The sequence below is a fragment of the Acinetobacter sp. SW-226 genome, from assembly GCF_055632855.1.
This window is the reverse complement of the sequence record NZ_CM145752.1, coordinates 974,030-991,564: the sequence shown is the minus strand read 5'-3', so window position 1 is coordinate 991,564 and position 17,535 is coordinate 974,030. Positions and strand designations below refer to the sequence as shown.

Here is a 17,535-nt window from a genome sequence, read left to right as displayed (position 1 = left end):
GTTGTTAATCCGTTGAAGCCCCATAAAGTTTCACGTCAAAACTACGAATTTTTGTACTTCCGCCTGCTTTGTCAAAACCAACATCATACTGAACTAGGTTTTTATTGCTATAAGCATATTCATACGTTACAGCATATAAGCTCGGTTTTTCTGTGGATTTCTCAATGTGTTTCGATACAATTTTTTGAGTCGTAATAGCTTGTTTAGGAATGGTTTTTGCGAACTTACGCATGTCTTTTTCATGAGTTTTAAATTCACGCTGTAACTCTGGCTCAAAATAAGTATAGAGCTGTGGAAAATCACCTCGAGTAAAAGCTTGATAGGCGTCTTGAGCCACTTTTTCCTGTACAGGACTCGGATTTGGAATTGAGTCTAATGCTTTTTGTCCCAATTTATCACAAGCTGTTAAAGCCAATGCACAGCCTAGTATCAATAATTTTAGCTTCATAATCTTTCCCAACAATCGCTGTATTGTTTGTATAAAAAAGGACGCCGAAGCGCCCTTTTCATTTTCATTCACTTATTCTTCATTTGGTGTATTCAAATCACTTGAATTCTCAGGTACTTCTAGATTTGTGTCATCAGCCACCGTTTCTTCAACAGTATCTAAAGACTCGTCTAAAATTTCCTCTTCATCTTCAACTGCTTCAATCGCCTCAACACCCACCAAGGTTTCATTTTCACCTAAACGAATGAGACGAACACCTTGAGCGTTACGACCAGTCTGCGCAACTTCAGAAGCACGGGTACGTACTAAAGTGCCACCATCAGAAATCAGCATCAATTCTTTGGTTTCATCAATCGCTACTGCACCCACAAGCTCGCCATTACGCTCAGAGGTCTTAATGGCGATTACGCCCTTACCACCACGTTTCTTGGTTGGGAAATCATCTACTGGTGTACGTTTACCATAGCCATTGGCAGAAGCACATAAAACTTCTCCAGTTTCAGGCACAACCACTAATGAAACAATACGACTAATAAAGTTTGCATCTGAATCATCTTCTTCCGAATCAGACTCTTCCACTTCATCCGCTTGAGCAGAACCAATGGTCACTCGCATACCACGGACACCTTTAGCAGAACGCCCCATTGCACGAACATCAGTTTCAGCAAAACGGATAGCTTTACCTTCGTTCGAGAACAACATGATTTGTTGCTCGCCATCGGTAATAGCTACACCAATTAAAGTATCTTCTTCATTGAGCTCAATTGCGCGTAAACCATTTGAACGAACATTACTAAATTGTTCAAGTTCAACACGTTTTACTGTACCAGATGCCGTTGCCATAAATACAAAGAAATTCTTACGCATTTTCTCTGCTAGATCAGCAAATTCCACCAATGTTTCATTGTCCAAATCCGATGTTGAAAGCTCAACACCTAACTCTTTCAATTGCTTACGCAGTGCATCAGATAGTTCATCCGCATCTTCTGCCAATTCATCAAATGACGCTTTCAGTGCTTCATAGTGCGCTTCAAAAACACTGTTTTCACGTAATGTCGCCACATTGCTACGAACAAAGTTTTTAAAGTCAGCTAAGCGCTCTTTAAATTTCTTCGGTGCATCAATCACAGGAAGAATCGCTGTAATCGTTTCATCTGCATCCAATGGAAGTAAGTTCACCATTGGGCGACCTTTTGAACCACGTGACGCTTGTGGCACCTCAAACACTTTCAGACGGTAAACTTTACCTACATCGGTGAAACACAGCACAGTTGCGTGGTTCGATGTCACAATCAGGTGTTGAATGTAATCATCTTCCTTCATTGATGTCGCAGACTTACCACGACCACCACGACGCTGCGCAGCACAATCTGACAGCGGTTGAGTTTTTGCATAACCTGTTTTAGAAACAGTCAATACGACTTGTTCCTCAGGGATTAAATCTTCACGAGAGAAGTCAATACGCGACTCAACAATTGCGGTACGACGCGCATCGCCATATTGTTGCAAAATTAAAGCTAACTCTTCTTTAATCACGCCCATCAATAAATTAAAGTCATTGAGAATCGCTGTAAGTTCAGCAATCTGACCTAAAATTTCAGTATATTCAGCTTGTAACTTGTCTTGTTCTAAACCAGTTAAACGGTGTAAACGAAGTTCAAGAATCGCACCCACTTGTGCAGGTGACAAACGATAAATCTGGCCGTCCAAACCAAACGGACGACTTGGATCCTCACCTTCAATTTCGTCTGGACGTACAGAAACAGAACCTGCTTTTTCAAGCAGTGCAATTACATTGCCTGCTGCCCACTCACCTGCTTGTAAACGCTCACGTGCCTCAGCAGGGTTTGCAGAAGTTTTAATGGTTTCAATGATCGCATCAATATTTGCTAATGCTACCGTCAAACCTTCTAAAATATGGCCGCGCTCACGTGCCTTGCGCAATTCAAACATGGTACGACGCGTCACTACTTCTTGGCGGTGACGAATAAATGCCGCAACAATGTCTTTCAAGTTCATTAACTTTGGCTGGCCGTTGTCTAAGCACACCATGTTAATGCTGAAAGAGTTTTCCAACTGCGTGTTTTGGAATAAGTTATTTACCACAACTTCAGCGTTTTCACCACGCTTTAAGTCAATGGCAATACGCATCCCGTCTTTGTCAGATTCATCACGTAGCTCAGAAATACCTTCCAGTTTTTTCTCTTTCACCAACTCAGCAATACGTTCAATCGTTCTTGCTTTGTTGACTTGATATGGAATTTCTGTGAAAACGATCGTGGTACGACCTGTTTTTTGGTCTTCTTCAAAGTGGTATTTACCACGAATATGCAAACGACCTTTACCCGTACGGTAAGCATCAACAATGCCCGCTTTACCGTAAATAATGCCACCTGTAGGAAAGTCTGGACCCGAAATATATTCCATCAATCCTTCAATTGAAATATTTGGGTTTTCAGCATAAGCCAAACAAGCGTTCACCACTTCAGTCATGTTGTGCGGCGCCATATTAGTCGCCATACCCACAGCAATACCTGTAGTACCGTTAATCAGTAAGTTAGGAATACGCGTTGGCATCACTTGCGGAATACGTTCAGAGCCGTCGTAGTTGTCTTCCCAATCCACCGTATCTTTTTCAAGATCGGCAAGGATTTCATGAGTCAACTTACGCATACGAACTTCGGTATAACGCATCGCAGCTGCGCTATCGCCATCGACCGAACCAAAGTTCCCCTGACCATCAACCAATTGATAACGCAAGCTAAAGTCTTGAGCCATACGAACAATGGTTTCATAAACAGCATAATCACCGTGTGGGTGATATTTACCGATCACATCACCAACCACGCGGGCAGACTTTTTATAAGCTTTGTTGTAGTCATTACCCAATTCGTGCATTGCATAAAGCACACGACGATGAACAGGTTTTAGACCATCTCGAACATCTGGCAAAGCACGAGAAACAATCACGCTCATTGCATAGTCAAGATACGAGTTCTTGAGTTCATCCTCAATCGCAATCGGTCTGATTTCCGATACGCTCATGCATACTCCTTATTCTACAAACGTAAAACCGCTTGCATTTATATGTCGTAAAACTTGCAAAATTATTAGTTCAAAATACTGAACTAAAAACTGAAATATAGCCGTAAATTATAGCATAAACACTCTGATTTTTGTGTCACGTCACCACAGTTAATCTCGTTAATTTTCTTTAATTTAGGGGTTATTTTTTACACATGTATAATATGTACATTTACAGCTCCATCACATTCCCTATTAACATCGCATAAAATGCAAAAAAGCCCTCATTTTTGAGAGCTTTAAGTCATGTCTCGCCTATCTTTGGACTTAATGATCAATGTCCTGCTTATCGCGCTGCATAATGTGAAATGCCACCATAAACAAACCCAGTATTAAAGGAAACTCATGCAGCTCCTCCATAAGGTCTTTATAAGCAATCTGATGTAAGAAAATTCCACCATAAATGCGGCTGTGCTCAATGCCGTCAGAAATAATCAATCCCAACACCGTGAGCAGCATTGCCCAAGCAGGGATCGTCATGCTCTTCATTTTTATCGCAATCTCATCGCGCAATGGTTTAACCAACAACATAAATACGACTGAACCAATCAAAACCACCGAGATGCCACGAAAATATACTTTTGGGACTTCGGGAAAATAGTCTCTCCCCCAACTGGTGCTACGCCCAAATAGAAGCAACCACCACAGTACAGCCCAGATCCAAAAATACTTTTTACCCTCAGGAAGACGCATTGGCTGCATGTAAAAATAGCTAAATACAGCAAATATCAATAAAAGTAACGCTTGAATATTTTCCACGCCACGTACAACAGCACCACCTAAAAGTGGAAACTGTAGATCAGCTAAAAATGGAAAGATTAAACACAGAACAGCAAGGATCAGAACAGACCAAGATACGCGAGTATCAATCAGCAAGATTACAACCCCCAACTTAACAAAAAAAGTTTTATGTAAGTTAAGCTTAAAAATGGATGGCAAATAGTATCATAAATCTGAATATTCAGTTGCACACTCAGCTTAAGAAATGCTTAAATTTTCATTATTATTTGCAGAATACAATGATTTAAATTAACAAAATAAATATCGAGTGATTTTGATTTTTTATAATATTGAGAATGATTTACGCGCATAAAAAACGCTCCTGCACATAGCAGTTAAGCATTGCTTAAACTGCTTGCACAAAAGCGTTTTTTTGAAACGTTGTCAGGAATTAGATTTTAGATACTAACTCTGGAACAACGGTATTCAAATCACCTACTAACCAGTAATCTGCTACTGCATTGATAGGTGCTTCTTCGTCTTTGTTGATCGCAACGATCACTTTAGAGTCTTTCATACCTGCCAAGTGCTGAATCGCACCCGAGATACCTACAGCGATATACAGATCAGGAGCAACAATTTTACCTGTTTGACCTACTTGCATGTCGTTTGGAACAAAACCAGCGTCAACCGCAGCACGTGATGCACCTTGAGCAGCGCCCAATTTGTCAGCCAACGGATCAAGAACCGTATGATAGTTCTCACCTGAACCCACACCACGACCACCTGAAACCACAATACGCGCAGCAGTTAATTCTGGGCGTTCAGATTTCACGATCTCTTCAGCAACAAACTTAGAGATACCCGCATCTTTTGCTTCGCTTACAGCTTCAACCGCAGCAGAACCACCTTCAGCAGCGACAGGGTCAAATGCTGTACCACGTACAGTACCAACAATGATTGCCTCATCAGACTGAACTGTTGCAATCGCGTTACCTGCATAGATTGGACGCTTGAACGTATTTGCAGATTCAACAGCAATGATGTCTGTAATCATGCTGACATCAAGAAGTGCAGCCACACGTGGAAGAATATTCTTACCCGTTGTAGTTGATGCAGCCAATACGTGTTTGAAACCACCTTTAGCAATATCTGCAACCAAAGCTGCAACATTTTCAGCCAATTGGTTTGCGTAAACTGCGTTGTCAGCAAGTAATACTTTGCTTACACCCGCAACTTTTGCAGCAGCATCAGCAACAGCTTGAGCGCCAGAACCAGCAACTAATACAGTGATATCACCACCGATTTTTTGAGCTGCAGCAACAACGTTTAAAGTTGCACCATTTAGTGCTTTGTTGTCGTGCTCAGCGATAACTAAAATACTCATGATTTTATCCTTCTGTATTAGATCACTTTCGCTTCATTTTTTAGTTTTTCTACAAGTTCGTCTACAGACTTCACTTGTACGCCAGCTTTACGTTCAGCAGGCGCTTCAACTTTAACTGTTTTAAGTTTAGTTGTTGTAGAAACACCAAAATCAGCAGGAGACTTCGTATCCAGCGGTTTTTTACGCGCTTTCATGATGTTTGGAAGAGCAGCATAACGTGGCTCGTTCAAACGTAAGTCAGTGGTGATGATCGCTGGAAGTGCAAGTTCAACAGTTTGTAAACCACCGTCGATTTCACGAGTTACTTGTACTTTGTCGCCATCAACTTTAACTTCAGAAGCAAAAGTACCTTGACCTGCACCTAGAAGTGCGCCAAGCATTTGACCAACTTGGTTAGAGTCATCATCAATTGCTTGTTTACCAAGAAGAATCAACTGAGGTTGTTCAGCGTCAACAACGCCTTTCAACACTTTCGCAATTTCTAAAGCACCCAGTTGGCTGTCATCAGCTTCAACCAAGATACCGCGGTCTGCACCAAGCGCCATTGCAGAACGAATCTGTTCTTGCGCTTCTTTAGGACCAATAGAAACAACAACGATTTCTGAAACAGTTCCTTTTTCTTTTAAGCGAACCGCTTCTTCCACTGCGATTTCACAGAATGGGTTAATTGACATTTTAACGTTTGTTAAGTCAACACCACTGTTGTCCGGCTTAACGCGAACTTTAACGTTGGCATCAACCACACGTTTTACAGCAACAAGAGCCTTCATGTAATCCTCGGCTGTTTTAGCAAATGTAAATGTTGAGAAAAGTTAGTTTAACTCTTCACTTAAATTTTTTTAGGTGCCCTATCTTGCAATGTGTACGGCATTTCGGTCAAGTCACAATTCATCAAAGAGCTGTAAAAATGCGTAATTTTAGCTGAACGTCGCGTTCATACTTTTTTATCCGCAGTTTATTTGCACAAAATCATACATATATTAAGGATTGATTTTTATTATGTTTTTATTTGATTTGTATTATTGGCAGATCTGATTTCTTTTCTGCGAATTTGCTTCAACTACGAGTTATTGACTGTCTGTTCACATCTTTGTCTTGGTGTTGAAATTTGTCATTTAAGATAGAAATGCTTTCGAGTAAATTAAAGTCACACTCTCTGCATTTCCACATCACATCATATAAGCTATTTATGACGCTTTATTGAAAGCGCAATTAAAAAAAAGCATGTCATTCAGACATGCTTTTGATCTCAGCTTAGTTCACAATGAGCCATGTTGCAGCCAAAGCCAACAAACTTCCAGAAGTGCCATCAACCCATTTTTGTTTACGCGCATCTATTTGAGACTTCTGTGTGATTTTTGCAAAAACAAAGCTCAAACTACAGTACACCACAAAAATCATAGCAATAAACAGCAAAGAAAGGATCAGGCCTTGGCTAACTGTATGACCTGACTTATCTATAAATTGCGGTAAAATTGCAAAGTAAATCAACATTCCCTTAGGGTTTAATAGCGCGGTAAAAAAGCCTTTTTTGATTGGATTACGTTCCACTTGACGTTCCAGTTGCAGTTTTTTGCTACTAAACACTGACTTTAATAAACCAAAAGCCAAATACAATAAATAGCCAATTCCTAACCAACGAATAGTTTCAAACAAAACAGGAAACGATACAATAATGGCTGCAATACCCAAAGCCACTAAAATGGAATGGAGTAAGTAGCCTGTACATACACCAACTGTTGCCATCATGCCTGCTTTTGCATCTTTGCCCATAACTTGAGACAAAATAAATAACATATCTGGCCCAGGTGTAAAAATCAGCGGTAGCACTGTGAGTGCAAAGAGTACATATACAGACATTTCCTTTTCCCTTTCATGTTTTAGAAAGTGAAAATTAGTATGTGCGAAATATTACAAAATTGGCTTTCAATTTATTCTATAATAAAACGTATTTTTCAAATTATATTCTAAGATATGAAACAATCACCAAAGTCTGTGCGTATAAAACTTGATCGTATTGATAAAAATATCATTCGCTATTTGCAAGACAATGGCCGTATTCAAAATAACGACCTAGCCCGTGAAATTGGCCTTTCACCCTCGTCGTGTTTAAGACGTGTCAAACTTTTAGAAGAAGCAGGTGTCATTCAAAACTATACAACTGTGGTCGACCCGCAAAAAATTGGTCTGCAATTGATTCTGTTTTCACGTATTTGGTTGGTGGGACAGGATGCGGAAACCATTGATACTTTTATTGAGGCAATGAAAGAACTCCCTCAAGTTATGGAATGCTACATTATTTTAGGAGAATGCGATGCAATGCTGAAAGTCGTGGTACCTGATTTAGAAAGCTATCGCAAATTTCAATCGACACATTTAACTAAAAAGAATGGCATTACCAGTGTCAAAACAGACCTGCCTAGCCAAATTATTAAGCAAAGTTTTCAACTCCCGCTTGATGAAATTTGATGACCAGGTCAAAACCTTTTAGCATTGAAACTCAGCGTTTACGCTGAAGATCATGGCATGCAAATGATTTTGATGCGTTTGCAAAGTTAAATGCCGATGCCCAAGTGATAGGATATTTTCCAAGTCCGCTCACGCAAACAAAAAACAATGCCCTTGCGCCAACATTTCAACAATTCATCAATCAAAATGGTTGGGCTTTTGAGCGGTTGAATTGAAGTACAAGCGAAAGTTTATTGGATATACAGGTTTACATATTCAACCTGAACGCTTTGACTTTTCACCTTGTATTAAAATCAGTTGGCAATTTGATCCAAAGTTTTGGCATCAAGGTTATGCAACTGAAGCGGCACAGGCTTGCTTATTTTTTGCTTTTTCTATTTTAAAATTAAATGAAATCGTTGCCTTTACCGCAGTTCAGAACATAGCTTCTGAAGCCGTGATAAAACGTCTGGCCATGCAACATCGTGGCTATTTTAATCATCCAAACTCGATCAAAACAGCCCGCTATTTGAGCATACACTCTATAGCATTAAGCCAACTGACTTTCTAAAAAATCACGATGAATATGACTTAAATCAATCAATTCATATTGTTCAAGATTAAAAATTTTCCAGACTTCAAGAAAGTCCTCTTTCAAATCAATGCTATTTGATGGCTGAGTTGTTGCTTGCCACTGTAAGTCAGAAATCCAAAGATAATATTGTCCAGTTTCTGGATTGAACGCCTGAACTTTACCCGCAGCATTAACCCCTTGAACAAATGCATTTTCAGGCAGTACTGGCTCAATATTGGCTAAACTAATTTCAACAAAGTGTTTAACTTGACGTAGTCCGTAACCCGCAAAAATATCTTTTTGCGCTGAACTAAGTTGATCATACTTTGCTTGTATATCTGAAATCATCTACTGACCTATATTCACACTTGTCATTTTCAATATAAGCTTAAAGTCACCATTTTTCTGAACAGGGAACAACAAGCCAATCCTATTTTTAAGTTTATACTCTAATTTTTGCTAAATGATTATTCTACAAAAGTTCATAATAGTGTTTTTTCGAGTTAAGCGCAGTCACCAAATGGGTTTATTTCAATGATTACAAAGCAAAAATAATGCCGAATTTTTTATTAATATTCTGCTTTTTTTGTATCCACTTTATTCTTAGCTCACTTAAATCAACTTTTGGCTGAAAACATTCAACGAAATATTACCAAACTTTTGTGATTTTATTTTTAAAAACCAATGAACTAATTTTTAGATTTCTGCTGTGCTCTGGGATGCGTCTGGTCATACACCTGCGCTAGGCGGTCAAAATCAACATGCGTATAAATTTGTGTAGTACTTAAATTACTATGCCCTAACATTTCCTGCACCGCGCGTAAGTCACCACTATTTGACAGCATGTGACTGGCAAAACAGTGCCTGAGTAAGTGCGGATGCAGATCAATATTTACCCCTGCACGCTGTGCTTGAAACTTAACCCGATTTTCAATCTGGCGCATCCCCAAAGGATTGCCCTTTTGTGTAATAAAAACTTGTGCATCAGGAACAAAGTCCCCATTCCACAGTGGATAAATGCTTAGCCATTTCATCACTGCCTCTTTGGCTTTAGAACCAAATGGCACGACTCTAGTTTTATTCCCTTTACCTGTAATACGTAGTAACTGTCGATTGAAATCAATATCTTTAATTCTTAAGCCTTGTACTTCTGCTAGGCGTAATCCACTGGCATAGAGCAACTCAAGCAATGCTTTGTCGCGGTACCACATTTGCTGTTCGACTTCTTTTTCAGGTAAAGCCTGATCCAAAATTTGATTGATGGTTTCAATATCGACCAAGCCCGGTAAAGGACGTGGTTTACGTTTAAGCTGAAAGTCATCACTAGGATTAAAAGCCAAATATTGCCCTTGCTCAGCCCATTTCATAAATTGACGAATCGCAGACAACATCCGCTGTAAACTGCTAGAACTAAGTTGTTGATGTTCAACTTTTTGTGCCACATATTCACGCAAATCGGTTGCTTCAACATCATTAAGTTGAAGTTTTTTCTGCTCACAGAACAGTAAAAAATCAGACACATCACGCTCATAAGCCTGCAAAGTATGCACAGACTGGTTTTGTATTTCTCGTTGTTTTAACCACATCGCGAGCAGTTGCATGGGCTCCAAGGTCACAAATCGCCTCTATTGTTCAGTCAAATAAAGAATGCTTATATTTTGCATAGTAACACTGTCTAAGCTTTTTAGATGTGTCTTTCATTTTGCATAAAAAAAGCACTGACGAATCAGTGCTTCTTATGTGAGTCTCAATTAGTTTTGGTAATAACTCAGATCAATACGTCCTTCGTAGACATTTGCGGTTGGACCTGTCATCCAAACCACATCACCGTCACGCCATTCGATATGTAACTTACCACCAGCTAGCTCGATCTCAACTGATGGTGCCAGTAAGCCACGGCGCATACCAGAAACTGCAGCGGCGCATGCCCCTGTACCACATGCAAGTGTTTCGCCTACGCCACGCTCGAACACACGCAAACGCGCATGTTTTTCATCAATAATCTGCATAAAACCAGCATTGACACGTTGTGGAAAACGCTCATGTGACTCCACCTGAGGACCAATCCTTGTAACATCAGCTCTAATCACATCAGGAACAATAGTGACTGCATGCGGATTACCCATGTTGACCACATCAATTGTAAGCTGTTCATCATTTGCCAAAGCAATGTCATACAAAGCTTCAGGCGCATCCGCAATAAATGGAATTTCCTGCGGCAAAAATTTTGGATAGCCCATGTTCACCCGCACCCAGCCATTTTGGCCGAGTTCAGGTTCCACAATTCCTGCTTTGGTTTGTACTTTAATCTTGGTTTTCGTGGTCAATTGACGCTCATGCACAAAGCGGGCAAAACAGCGAACCCCGTTACCACACTGTTCAACTTCAGAACCATCGGCATTAAAAATGCGATATTTGAAGTCAACATTGGGTAAGTCAGGTGGTTCAACAATCAAAAGCTGATCAAACCCGATGCCAAAATGACGGTCAGCCAAACGTTGAATCGTTACCGTATCCAAAAAAGCTCTTTGGCTAATGAGGTCAACCACCATAAAGTCATTGCCTAGACCATGCATTTTGGTAAATTCTAAAAACATCTGCATTATCCTTCAGGCAATAAACGTTCTTTATCCCAAAGTGACTCAATGGTTTCACGCTCACGAATCAAATGCGCTTGATCACCATCCACCATCACCTCAGCAGCTCTGCCACGACTGTTATAGTTTGAGCTCATGGCAAAACCATAGGCTCCGGCACCCAATACAGCAAGCAGGTCATTTTCTTTCAGTGCAAGCATGCGCTCTTTACCTAAGAAGTCACCCGTTTCACAAATCGCCCCAACCACATCCCACGCTTGTTCCTCAACATCCGAACGAGGTGTAACGGGCTGAATATCCATCCACGCCTCATACAACGCAGGACGAATCAAGTCATTCATAGCTGCATCAATAATGGCAAAGTTACGATGCACAGTCGGCTTCAATAAATCAACTTTGGTCAGTAACACACCTGCATTTGCAGAAATACTACGTCCTGGCTCCATATACACTTTCAAACCTAATTTTTCTAAAGCAGGCTTCATTGCATTGGCATATTCAAACACAGTTGGTGGGACTTCATCTTTATAAGTCACGCCTAAACCACCACCAATGTCGATATGTTTCAACTGAATGTCCATCGCTTTCAGTTGATTGATCATCAAAATCATACGATCTAAGGCATCAACAAAAGGTTGTGTCTCAGTCAACTGTGAACCAATATGGCAGTCAATCCCAATAATCTCTAAATTCGGTAGGGTTGCAGCATAGGCATAGGTTTCAAAGACCGCATCAGACGGAATCCCAAATTTATTTTCTTTCAAGCCTGTTGAAATATAAGGATGCGTTTTCGCATCTACATCTGGATTGACGCGCAGTGAAATCGGTGCTTTTTTGCCGAGCTTGGCTGCAACTTTTTGAATCCGATCCAACTCTGCATAAGACTCGACATTGAAGCATGCAATACCCACTTCTAAGGCTTTTTGAACGTCTGCTTCAGTTTTACCTAAACCCGAAAATACGATTTTAGAAGCATCACCACCAGCTTTTAGCACTCGAGCCAGTTCCCCACCCGTCACAATGTCAAAACCAGCACCCAGCTTCGCAAGAACATTCAATACTGCAATGTTTGAGTTTGACTTGACCGCAAAGCAAATTTGATGATCAATAAAATCAAAAGCACGATCCATTTCTGTGTAATGCTTTTCAAAAGTGGCCTTTGAATAAACATACAGTGGCGTACCAAATTGCTGCGCAAGCTGTTGCAGTGAGCATTGCTCGGCCTGCAAAACCCCATGATTGCGGGTAAAACTCATGAATGTATCCTTTCTATGAAGCGTTTAAGGGATTAAGGTTGATTAGTTTCAACTAAAGGTGCAGCAAACTCTTGCTTAACGGATGTTGAGTCTTCCTTTTGTGCAACTGGTTTTTCAGCGGCATCTTTATAAAGCAAATATTTTGCCCGTTTGTCGTAGTTTGGATCATTTGGCATATGTAATGCACCAGATTGACCACAACCAATGAATGCAGTACTCATCACCAAGACACTGATGCAGAAAATGACAGAACGCATCTGACCACCTATTTAATATTTTGAAGAAGTATAACCTGATCAAGAGACATGACCAAACCACTAAGCGCTAAAGATTATAGTGTGTGAAAAAAAAACACCAGTTAAAGACTGGTGTTTTTCTCAATCACAGTGATTATTTATTTTTCGGTTTGTAAAAACCAAAATAACCAATAATTAAAATAATGAACCAAATTGGGCTCACCATTAAAGCTTTCATGGTGTCGGCTTCTAAAGACAGCACATAAATCACACCAATGAAGAAAATAATCACAAACCAACAGGTAAATAAACCGCCTGGTAGTTTAAAGGTTGATTTTGCATGTAATTCTGGACGAGTTTTATAGTAAACAATGTAGCTCCAGATAATCATAATCCAAACACAGATAAACAAAATCGTCGAAAGTGTGGTTGCCAAAGTAAAGGCTTCAACTGTATTTGGAACAAAATATTGAAGCGCTGCGCCCAACAACAAACACACTGCAGAAAAATACAGTGCATTGGCAGGAACAGCACGTTTGTTTAAATGACCAAATGCTTTTGGACCTTGCTCTTCACGTGACAAACCAAACAACATGCGCGAAGTTGAAAACACGCCACTGTTCATGGATGACATCACAGAAGATAGCACCACCAAATTCATGATGATGGCAGCAGCAGCAATCCCCGCTTGGCTAAACAAGTTCACAAAGGGCGAAACTGTAGGGTCAATTGTGTTCCATGGAGTCACAGACATCACAATCACTAAAGCCAACACATAGAAAATGATGATACGGATTGGAATCGAGTTGACTGCTTTAGGCAAATTCTTTTCAGGATCTTTGGTTTCAGCAGCAGTCGTACCTACCAATTCTACCCCAACAAAGGCAAAAATAGCGATTTGGAAACCAGCAAGGAAGCCTGTCACGCCTGTAGGGAAAATCCCACCATGTGACCAAAGATGTGTAAAGGATGCGACCTGACCTGCTGTTGAGGTAAACCCTGTGAAGATCATCCACAAACCCACAGCGATGAGCACAACAATTGCAATAATTTTGATCAGTGCAAACCAAAACTCAAGCTCACCAAACAACTTCACCGTCACTAGGTTTAAACCCATGATAAAGACTATGGCGGCAATACTGATCATCACCCCTTCACCCGGAGTGAAAGGCAAGCCTCCATTAAAGAACTGCAGGTAATAAATAATGGCTGATAAGTCAGCAATACCAATGGTGATCCAACATAACCAGTATGTCCAACCGACAAAATAACCTGCCCACGGCCCAATCAAATCCGTTGAAAAGTCAATAAATGACTTATATTTCAAGTTCGATAGTAGTAATTCGCCAAGCGCACGCATGACCAAAAACACCATAAAACCAATAATCATGTAGATGATGAGAATAGACGGCCCAGCAAGGCTAATGGTCTTCCCCGACCCCATAAAGAGACCTGTACCAATTGCACCGCCAATCGCAATTAATTGTAAATGCCTATTGGACAAACTCCGTTTTAAATCGCCTTGTTCAGAGGTCGATTCTGTATTTTCTAAACTCATTCTTGATGTCATCTTATATATCCAACCGCCAAAATTACCCGAAAAAAACACAAAAATAAAAACAAAATTGCATTAATCTATTTTTTCAACATATTTTGAAAAGTTAATTAATTTTTCTTATATTTCCCTTGGAATAAATCATGCTCCAAAGGCTGTTCAGAAAAAAATCTCAAAATGCTTGTCAAAAAATAAATTCCATGCAACAAATAGACCAAGACTAAAAAAGACAAGAAATCGTGCAGGATGCATGACTATGGCATATCAATTGCTTAATAAAACTCAATTTTTTTATAGAAATTTCAAGTTTTAAAACATAGAGGATCAAAAGAAAAATGAATACAGAAAATTTACAAACATTTATGGAAATGATCAGTGGCTGGGTCTGGGGGCCCTACATGCTGGTCCTCATTGTTGGGACAGGTATATTTCTCACCTTACGTTTATTTTTTTGGCAAATTCGCATGTTGCCTTTGGCCTTTAAACAAGTTTTTGGAAAACACGAGGATGCCAAATCACATGCAGGAGATATTTCTCATTTTGCGTCATTGATGACCGCGCTATCAGCGACTATTGGTACAGGTAATATTGCAGGTGTGGCAACAGCCTGTGTTTTAGGTGGTCCTGGGGCTGTGTTTTGGATGTGGATGACTGCGCTGTTCGGTATGGCCACCAAATATGGTGAAGGTGTACTGGCCGTAAAATACCGCATCAAAAATGAAAAAGGCGAAATGTCGGGTGGCCCAATGTACTACATTGAACGTGGCTTAAAATGGAAATGGTTGGCACTAATTTTCGCCCTTTTTGGCACATTGGCTTCATTTGGTATTGGTAGTTCCGTACAGTCCAACACCGTTGCCCTGGCTATAGAAAACAGCACAGGAGTTGCAACATGGATCACAGGCATCGTCATTACTGTATTTTCTGCATTAGTGATTTTGGGTGGAATTAAGTCTATTTCCAAAGCAGCTTCTTTCATTGTTCCCATCATGGCTATCGGCTATGTCCTCGGCGGTCTGATCATTATCTTTAACCATCTTGAATTGGTTATGCCTGCACTTGAGCTAATTTTCCGTGATGCCTTTACTGGTGAAGCAGTAGCGGGTGGTGCGATTGGTGCAGTGATTCGTTATGGTGTTGCACGTGGCGTCTTCTCAAATGAAGCAGGTATGGGCTCGGCACCAATTGCCGCCGCTGCTGCAAAAACAGATCACCCTGCACGTCAAGGTTTGGTCTCTATGACAGGCACCTTCATTGACACTATTATTGTTTGTAGTATTACGGGGATTGTATTGGTCATGGGCTTTATCATGGCTGGCAATAGCTTTGGAGGCGAAACAGGCGCAGTTTTAACAACCCATGTTTTCGACAAGTTACTTCCTGGAGTCGGTGGTTGGATCGTGACTTTTGGTATTGTGTTCTTTGCTTATTCGACCATTTTAGGTTGGTGCTACTACGGTGAAAAATGCTGTACTTATTTACTGGGCGAAAAGTATGTCCTCTTGTACCGCATTATTTACATCGCATCCGTTTTCATTGGCTGCGTTGCATCTCTTGATCTCGTATGGTTATTTGCAGACACCTTTAATGGTTTAATGGCCGTTCCAAACTTAATTGCTTTGCTATTACTCTCAACAGTCATTGTGAAAGAGTCACGTGATTTTATCGAAAAACGAAAATCAGGTGAGTTGTATTAAGTCTCTTTGAAAATTCCTTTGCAAGTCTGTATATCAAAGCCACCTTCGGGTGGCTTTTTGATTTTGAGCATTCATTTCAAATCCAATCCTCTGTATGCTGTGAAGCAGTCTAATCTTAAAATAGTGCACCCAATCGAGCATGGCAAAAGTAAAAAGTGTATATCGTTGCGAACAATGTGGCGCAGATCACCCCAAATGGGCAGGCCAATGTTCAGAGTGTGGTGAATGGAACAGCTTAAATGAAGTCAGTATTGCCCCTGCTATCAGCCATCGCGCACAACCTAAAATGGGCGGGGGTTATGCAGGTCAAGCCGCAGCAATTACCACATTAAACCAAATTTCAGTTTCGCATGAAACACGCCTAGCAACAGGGATAGGCGAATTTGATCGGGTGTTAGGGGGGGGCTTAGTTACAGGTTCTGTCGTCCTGATCGGAGGGGATCCTGGTATTGGTAAATCGACCATTTTACTGCAAACAGCAACCCATATGGCGGCAGCCAATAGCGCAGCCTTGTATGTCACTGGTGAAGAATCACTCTCTCAAGTTGCTTTACGTGCAAGCCGCCTCGACCTACCAACAGATAAACTCAAAGTTATGGCAGAAACCTGTGTTGAGCGTATTTGTGAAGTGCTTGCACATGAACGCCCTGCTGTGGCTATTCTGGATTCGATCCAAACACTGTATACCGAGACACTCCAATCTGCACCGGGCGGTGTATCTCAAATTCGTGAATCTGCAGCCTTACTGACACGTTTTGCTAAAAATAGTGGAACCGCACTGTTTATTGTGGGACACGTCACCAAAGAAGGTTCACTGGCAGGGCCCCGTGTACTTGAGCATATGGTGGACTGCGTGTTGTATTTTGAAGGTCAATCCGACTCACGTTACCGAATGATTCGTGCTGTTAAAAACCGTTTTGGCGCAGTCAATGAACTTGGTGTTTTTGGCATGACAGATAAAGGCTTAAGAGAAGTAGCGAATCCATCGGCAATTTTTTTAAGCCGTTATGATGAGGCGATTCCCGGTTCAATCGTGATGATTAGCCGTGAAGGCACTCGCCCACTCTTGGTCGAAGTGCAAGCTTTGGTGGATGATGCGCATGGTCAACCACGTCGGGTCGCTTTAGGCTTAGAACAAAACCGTTTAAATATGCTTTTGGCAGTCATGCATCGTCATGGTGGCGTGCAAACATCTGGGCAAGATGTTTACGTGAACGTGGTTGGAGGGTTAAAAATTACCGAAACAGGCTCTGATTTAGCCGTCTTATTGGCCTGTGCCTCTAGTCTTCGAGCGAAAGCCTTGCCACAACAGTTAGCTGTTTTTGGTGAAGTCGGACTCTCAGGTGAAATTCGCCCTGTTCCTAATGGTCAAGAACGTTTAAAAGAAGCCATTAAACATGGATTTAAGTACATTATCCTGCCTCGTGGCAATGCACCACAAAAAGATATTGCAGGTGTTACCGTCATTTCAGTTGCACGCTTACATGAAGCTTTAACCGAAGCAATGAGCTTAAGTGATGAACTCAACTAAAA

At 40.8% G+C, this 17,535-nt stretch carries 15 protein-coding genes and 1 pseudogene; 4 read left to right on the top strand and 12 right to left on the bottom strand.

The genetic code is table 11. The features are described from left to right. Positions 1-4: 4 nt before the first annotated feature. From ACZ8ZH_RS04690 to ACZ8ZH_RS04665, 6 genes are all read right to left on the bottom strand, one after another. Positions 5-448 (bottom strand): DUF3887 domain-containing protein, encoded by a 444-nt coding sequence (locus ACZ8ZH_RS04690; RefSeq protein ID WP_119063211.1) that lies wholly within the window; start codon positions 446-448, stop codon positions 5-7. Positions 449-520: 72 nt separating this feature from the next. After that, a complete protein-coding gene (gyrA, locus tag ACZ8ZH_RS04685) occupies positions 521-3,493 on the bottom strand; it encodes a DNA gyrase subunit A (protein WP_470247862.1) in 2,973 nt (990 codons plus the stop codon). A gap of 306 nt (positions 3,494-3,799) precedes the next feature. After that, positions 3,800-4,408 carry a hypothetical protein gene (locus ACZ8ZH_RS04680; RefSeq protein WP_470247861.1) on the bottom strand — a complete coding sequence of 203 codons (609 nt, stop codon included), beginning with the start codon at positions 4,406-4,408 and terminating at the stop codon, positions 3,800-3,802. A gap of 295 nt (positions 4,409-4,703) precedes the next feature. Further along, on the bottom strand, positions 4,704-5,639 hold the full coding sequence (locus ACZ8ZH_RS04675) for an FAD-binding protein (protein ID WP_004982561.1): 936 nt from the start codon (positions 5,637-5,639) through the stop codon (positions 4,704-4,706). A 17-nt stretch (positions 5,640-5,656) separates the two neighbouring features. Next, on the bottom strand, positions 5,657-6,409 hold the full coding sequence (locus tag ACZ8ZH_RS04670; protein WP_470247860.1) for an electron transfer flavoprotein subunit beta/FixA family protein: 753 nt from the start codon (positions 6,407-6,409) through the stop codon (positions 5,657-5,659). Positions 6,410-6,893: 484 nt separating this feature from the next. Next, complete coding sequence (locus ACZ8ZH_RS04665) at positions 6,894-7,499, bottom strand: LysE family translocator (RefSeq protein WP_119063106.1); 606 nt, start codon at positions 7,497-7,499, stop codon at positions 6,894-6,896. 114 nt (positions 7,500-7,613) lie between these two features. Here ACZ8ZH_RS04665 and ACZ8ZH_RS04660 point away from each other — a divergent pair, with 114 nt between their 5' ends. Further along, the gene (locus ACZ8ZH_RS04660) at positions 7,614-8,108 is read left to right on the top strand and encodes an Lrp/AsnC family transcriptional regulator (protein ID WP_086207988.1); all 495 of its coding nucleotides are present in this window, start codon (positions 7,614-7,616) and stop codon (positions 8,106-8,108) included. Next, a pseudogene (locus tag ACZ8ZH_RS04655) lies at positions 8,108-8,711 on the top strand (GNAT family N-acetyltransferase). The gene ACZ8ZH_RS04660 and the pseudogene ACZ8ZH_RS04655 overlap by 1 nt, the downstream one beginning before the upstream one ends. On the opposite strand, the gene ACZ8ZH_RS04650 reads toward ACZ8ZH_RS04655, so the two are convergent. The 6 genes from ACZ8ZH_RS04650 to ACZ8ZH_RS04625 form a co-directional block, all read right to left on the bottom strand. After that, entirely contained in the window at positions 8,638-9,009 is a 372-nt protein-coding gene (locus ACZ8ZH_RS04650; protein WP_086207989.1) for a hypothetical protein, read from the bottom strand. The pseudogene ACZ8ZH_RS04655 and the gene ACZ8ZH_RS04650 overlap by 74 nt on opposite strands. A 341-nt stretch (positions 9,010-9,350) precedes the next feature. Then, positions 9,351-10,262 carry a tyrosine recombinase XerC gene (locus ACZ8ZH_RS04645; protein ID WP_086207990.1) on the bottom strand — a complete coding sequence of 304 codons (912 nt, stop codon included), beginning with the start codon at positions 10,260-10,262 and terminating at the stop codon, positions 9,351-9,353. A gap of 150 nt (positions 10,263-10,412) precedes the next feature. Further along, positions 10,413-11,258 carry a diaminopimelate epimerase gene (gene dapF, locus ACZ8ZH_RS04640; protein WP_119063213.1) on the bottom strand — a complete coding sequence of 282 codons (846 nt, stop codon included), beginning with the start codon at positions 11,256-11,258 and terminating at the stop codon, positions 10,413-10,415. A 5-nt stretch (positions 11,259-11,263) separates the two neighbouring features. After that, entirely contained in the window at positions 11,264-12,514 is a 1,251-nt protein-coding gene (lysA, locus tag ACZ8ZH_RS04635) for a diaminopimelate decarboxylase (RefSeq protein WP_119063107.1), read from the bottom strand. A gap of 32 nt (positions 12,515-12,546) precedes the next feature. Beyond that, the gene (locus ACZ8ZH_RS04630) at positions 12,547-12,771 is read right to left on the bottom strand and encodes a lipoprotein (RefSeq protein WP_119063108.1); all 225 of its coding nucleotides are present in this window, start codon (positions 12,769-12,771) and stop codon (positions 12,547-12,549) included. Between the two features lie 133 nt (positions 12,772-12,904). Beyond that, positions 12,905-14,308 carry an amino acid permease gene (locus ACZ8ZH_RS04625; RefSeq protein ID WP_119063109.1) on the bottom strand — a complete coding sequence of 468 codons (1,404 nt, stop codon included), beginning with the start codon at positions 14,306-14,308 and terminating at the stop codon, positions 12,905-12,907. A 332-nt stretch (positions 14,309-14,640) separates the two neighbouring features. Here ACZ8ZH_RS04625 and ACZ8ZH_RS04620 point away from each other — a divergent pair, with 332 nt between their 5' ends. Continuing rightward, on the top strand, positions 14,641-16,002 hold the full coding sequence (locus ACZ8ZH_RS04620) for an alanine/glycine:cation symporter family protein (RefSeq protein ID WP_086207994.1): 1,362 nt from the start codon (positions 14,641-14,643) through the stop codon (positions 16,000-16,002). A 139-nt stretch (positions 16,003-16,141) separates the two neighbouring features. After that, a complete protein-coding gene (radA, locus tag ACZ8ZH_RS04615) occupies positions 16,142-17,533 on the top strand; it encodes a DNA repair protein RadA (protein ID WP_119063110.1) in 1,392 nt (463 codons plus the stop codon). Positions 17,534-17,535: the final 2 nt, after the last annotated feature.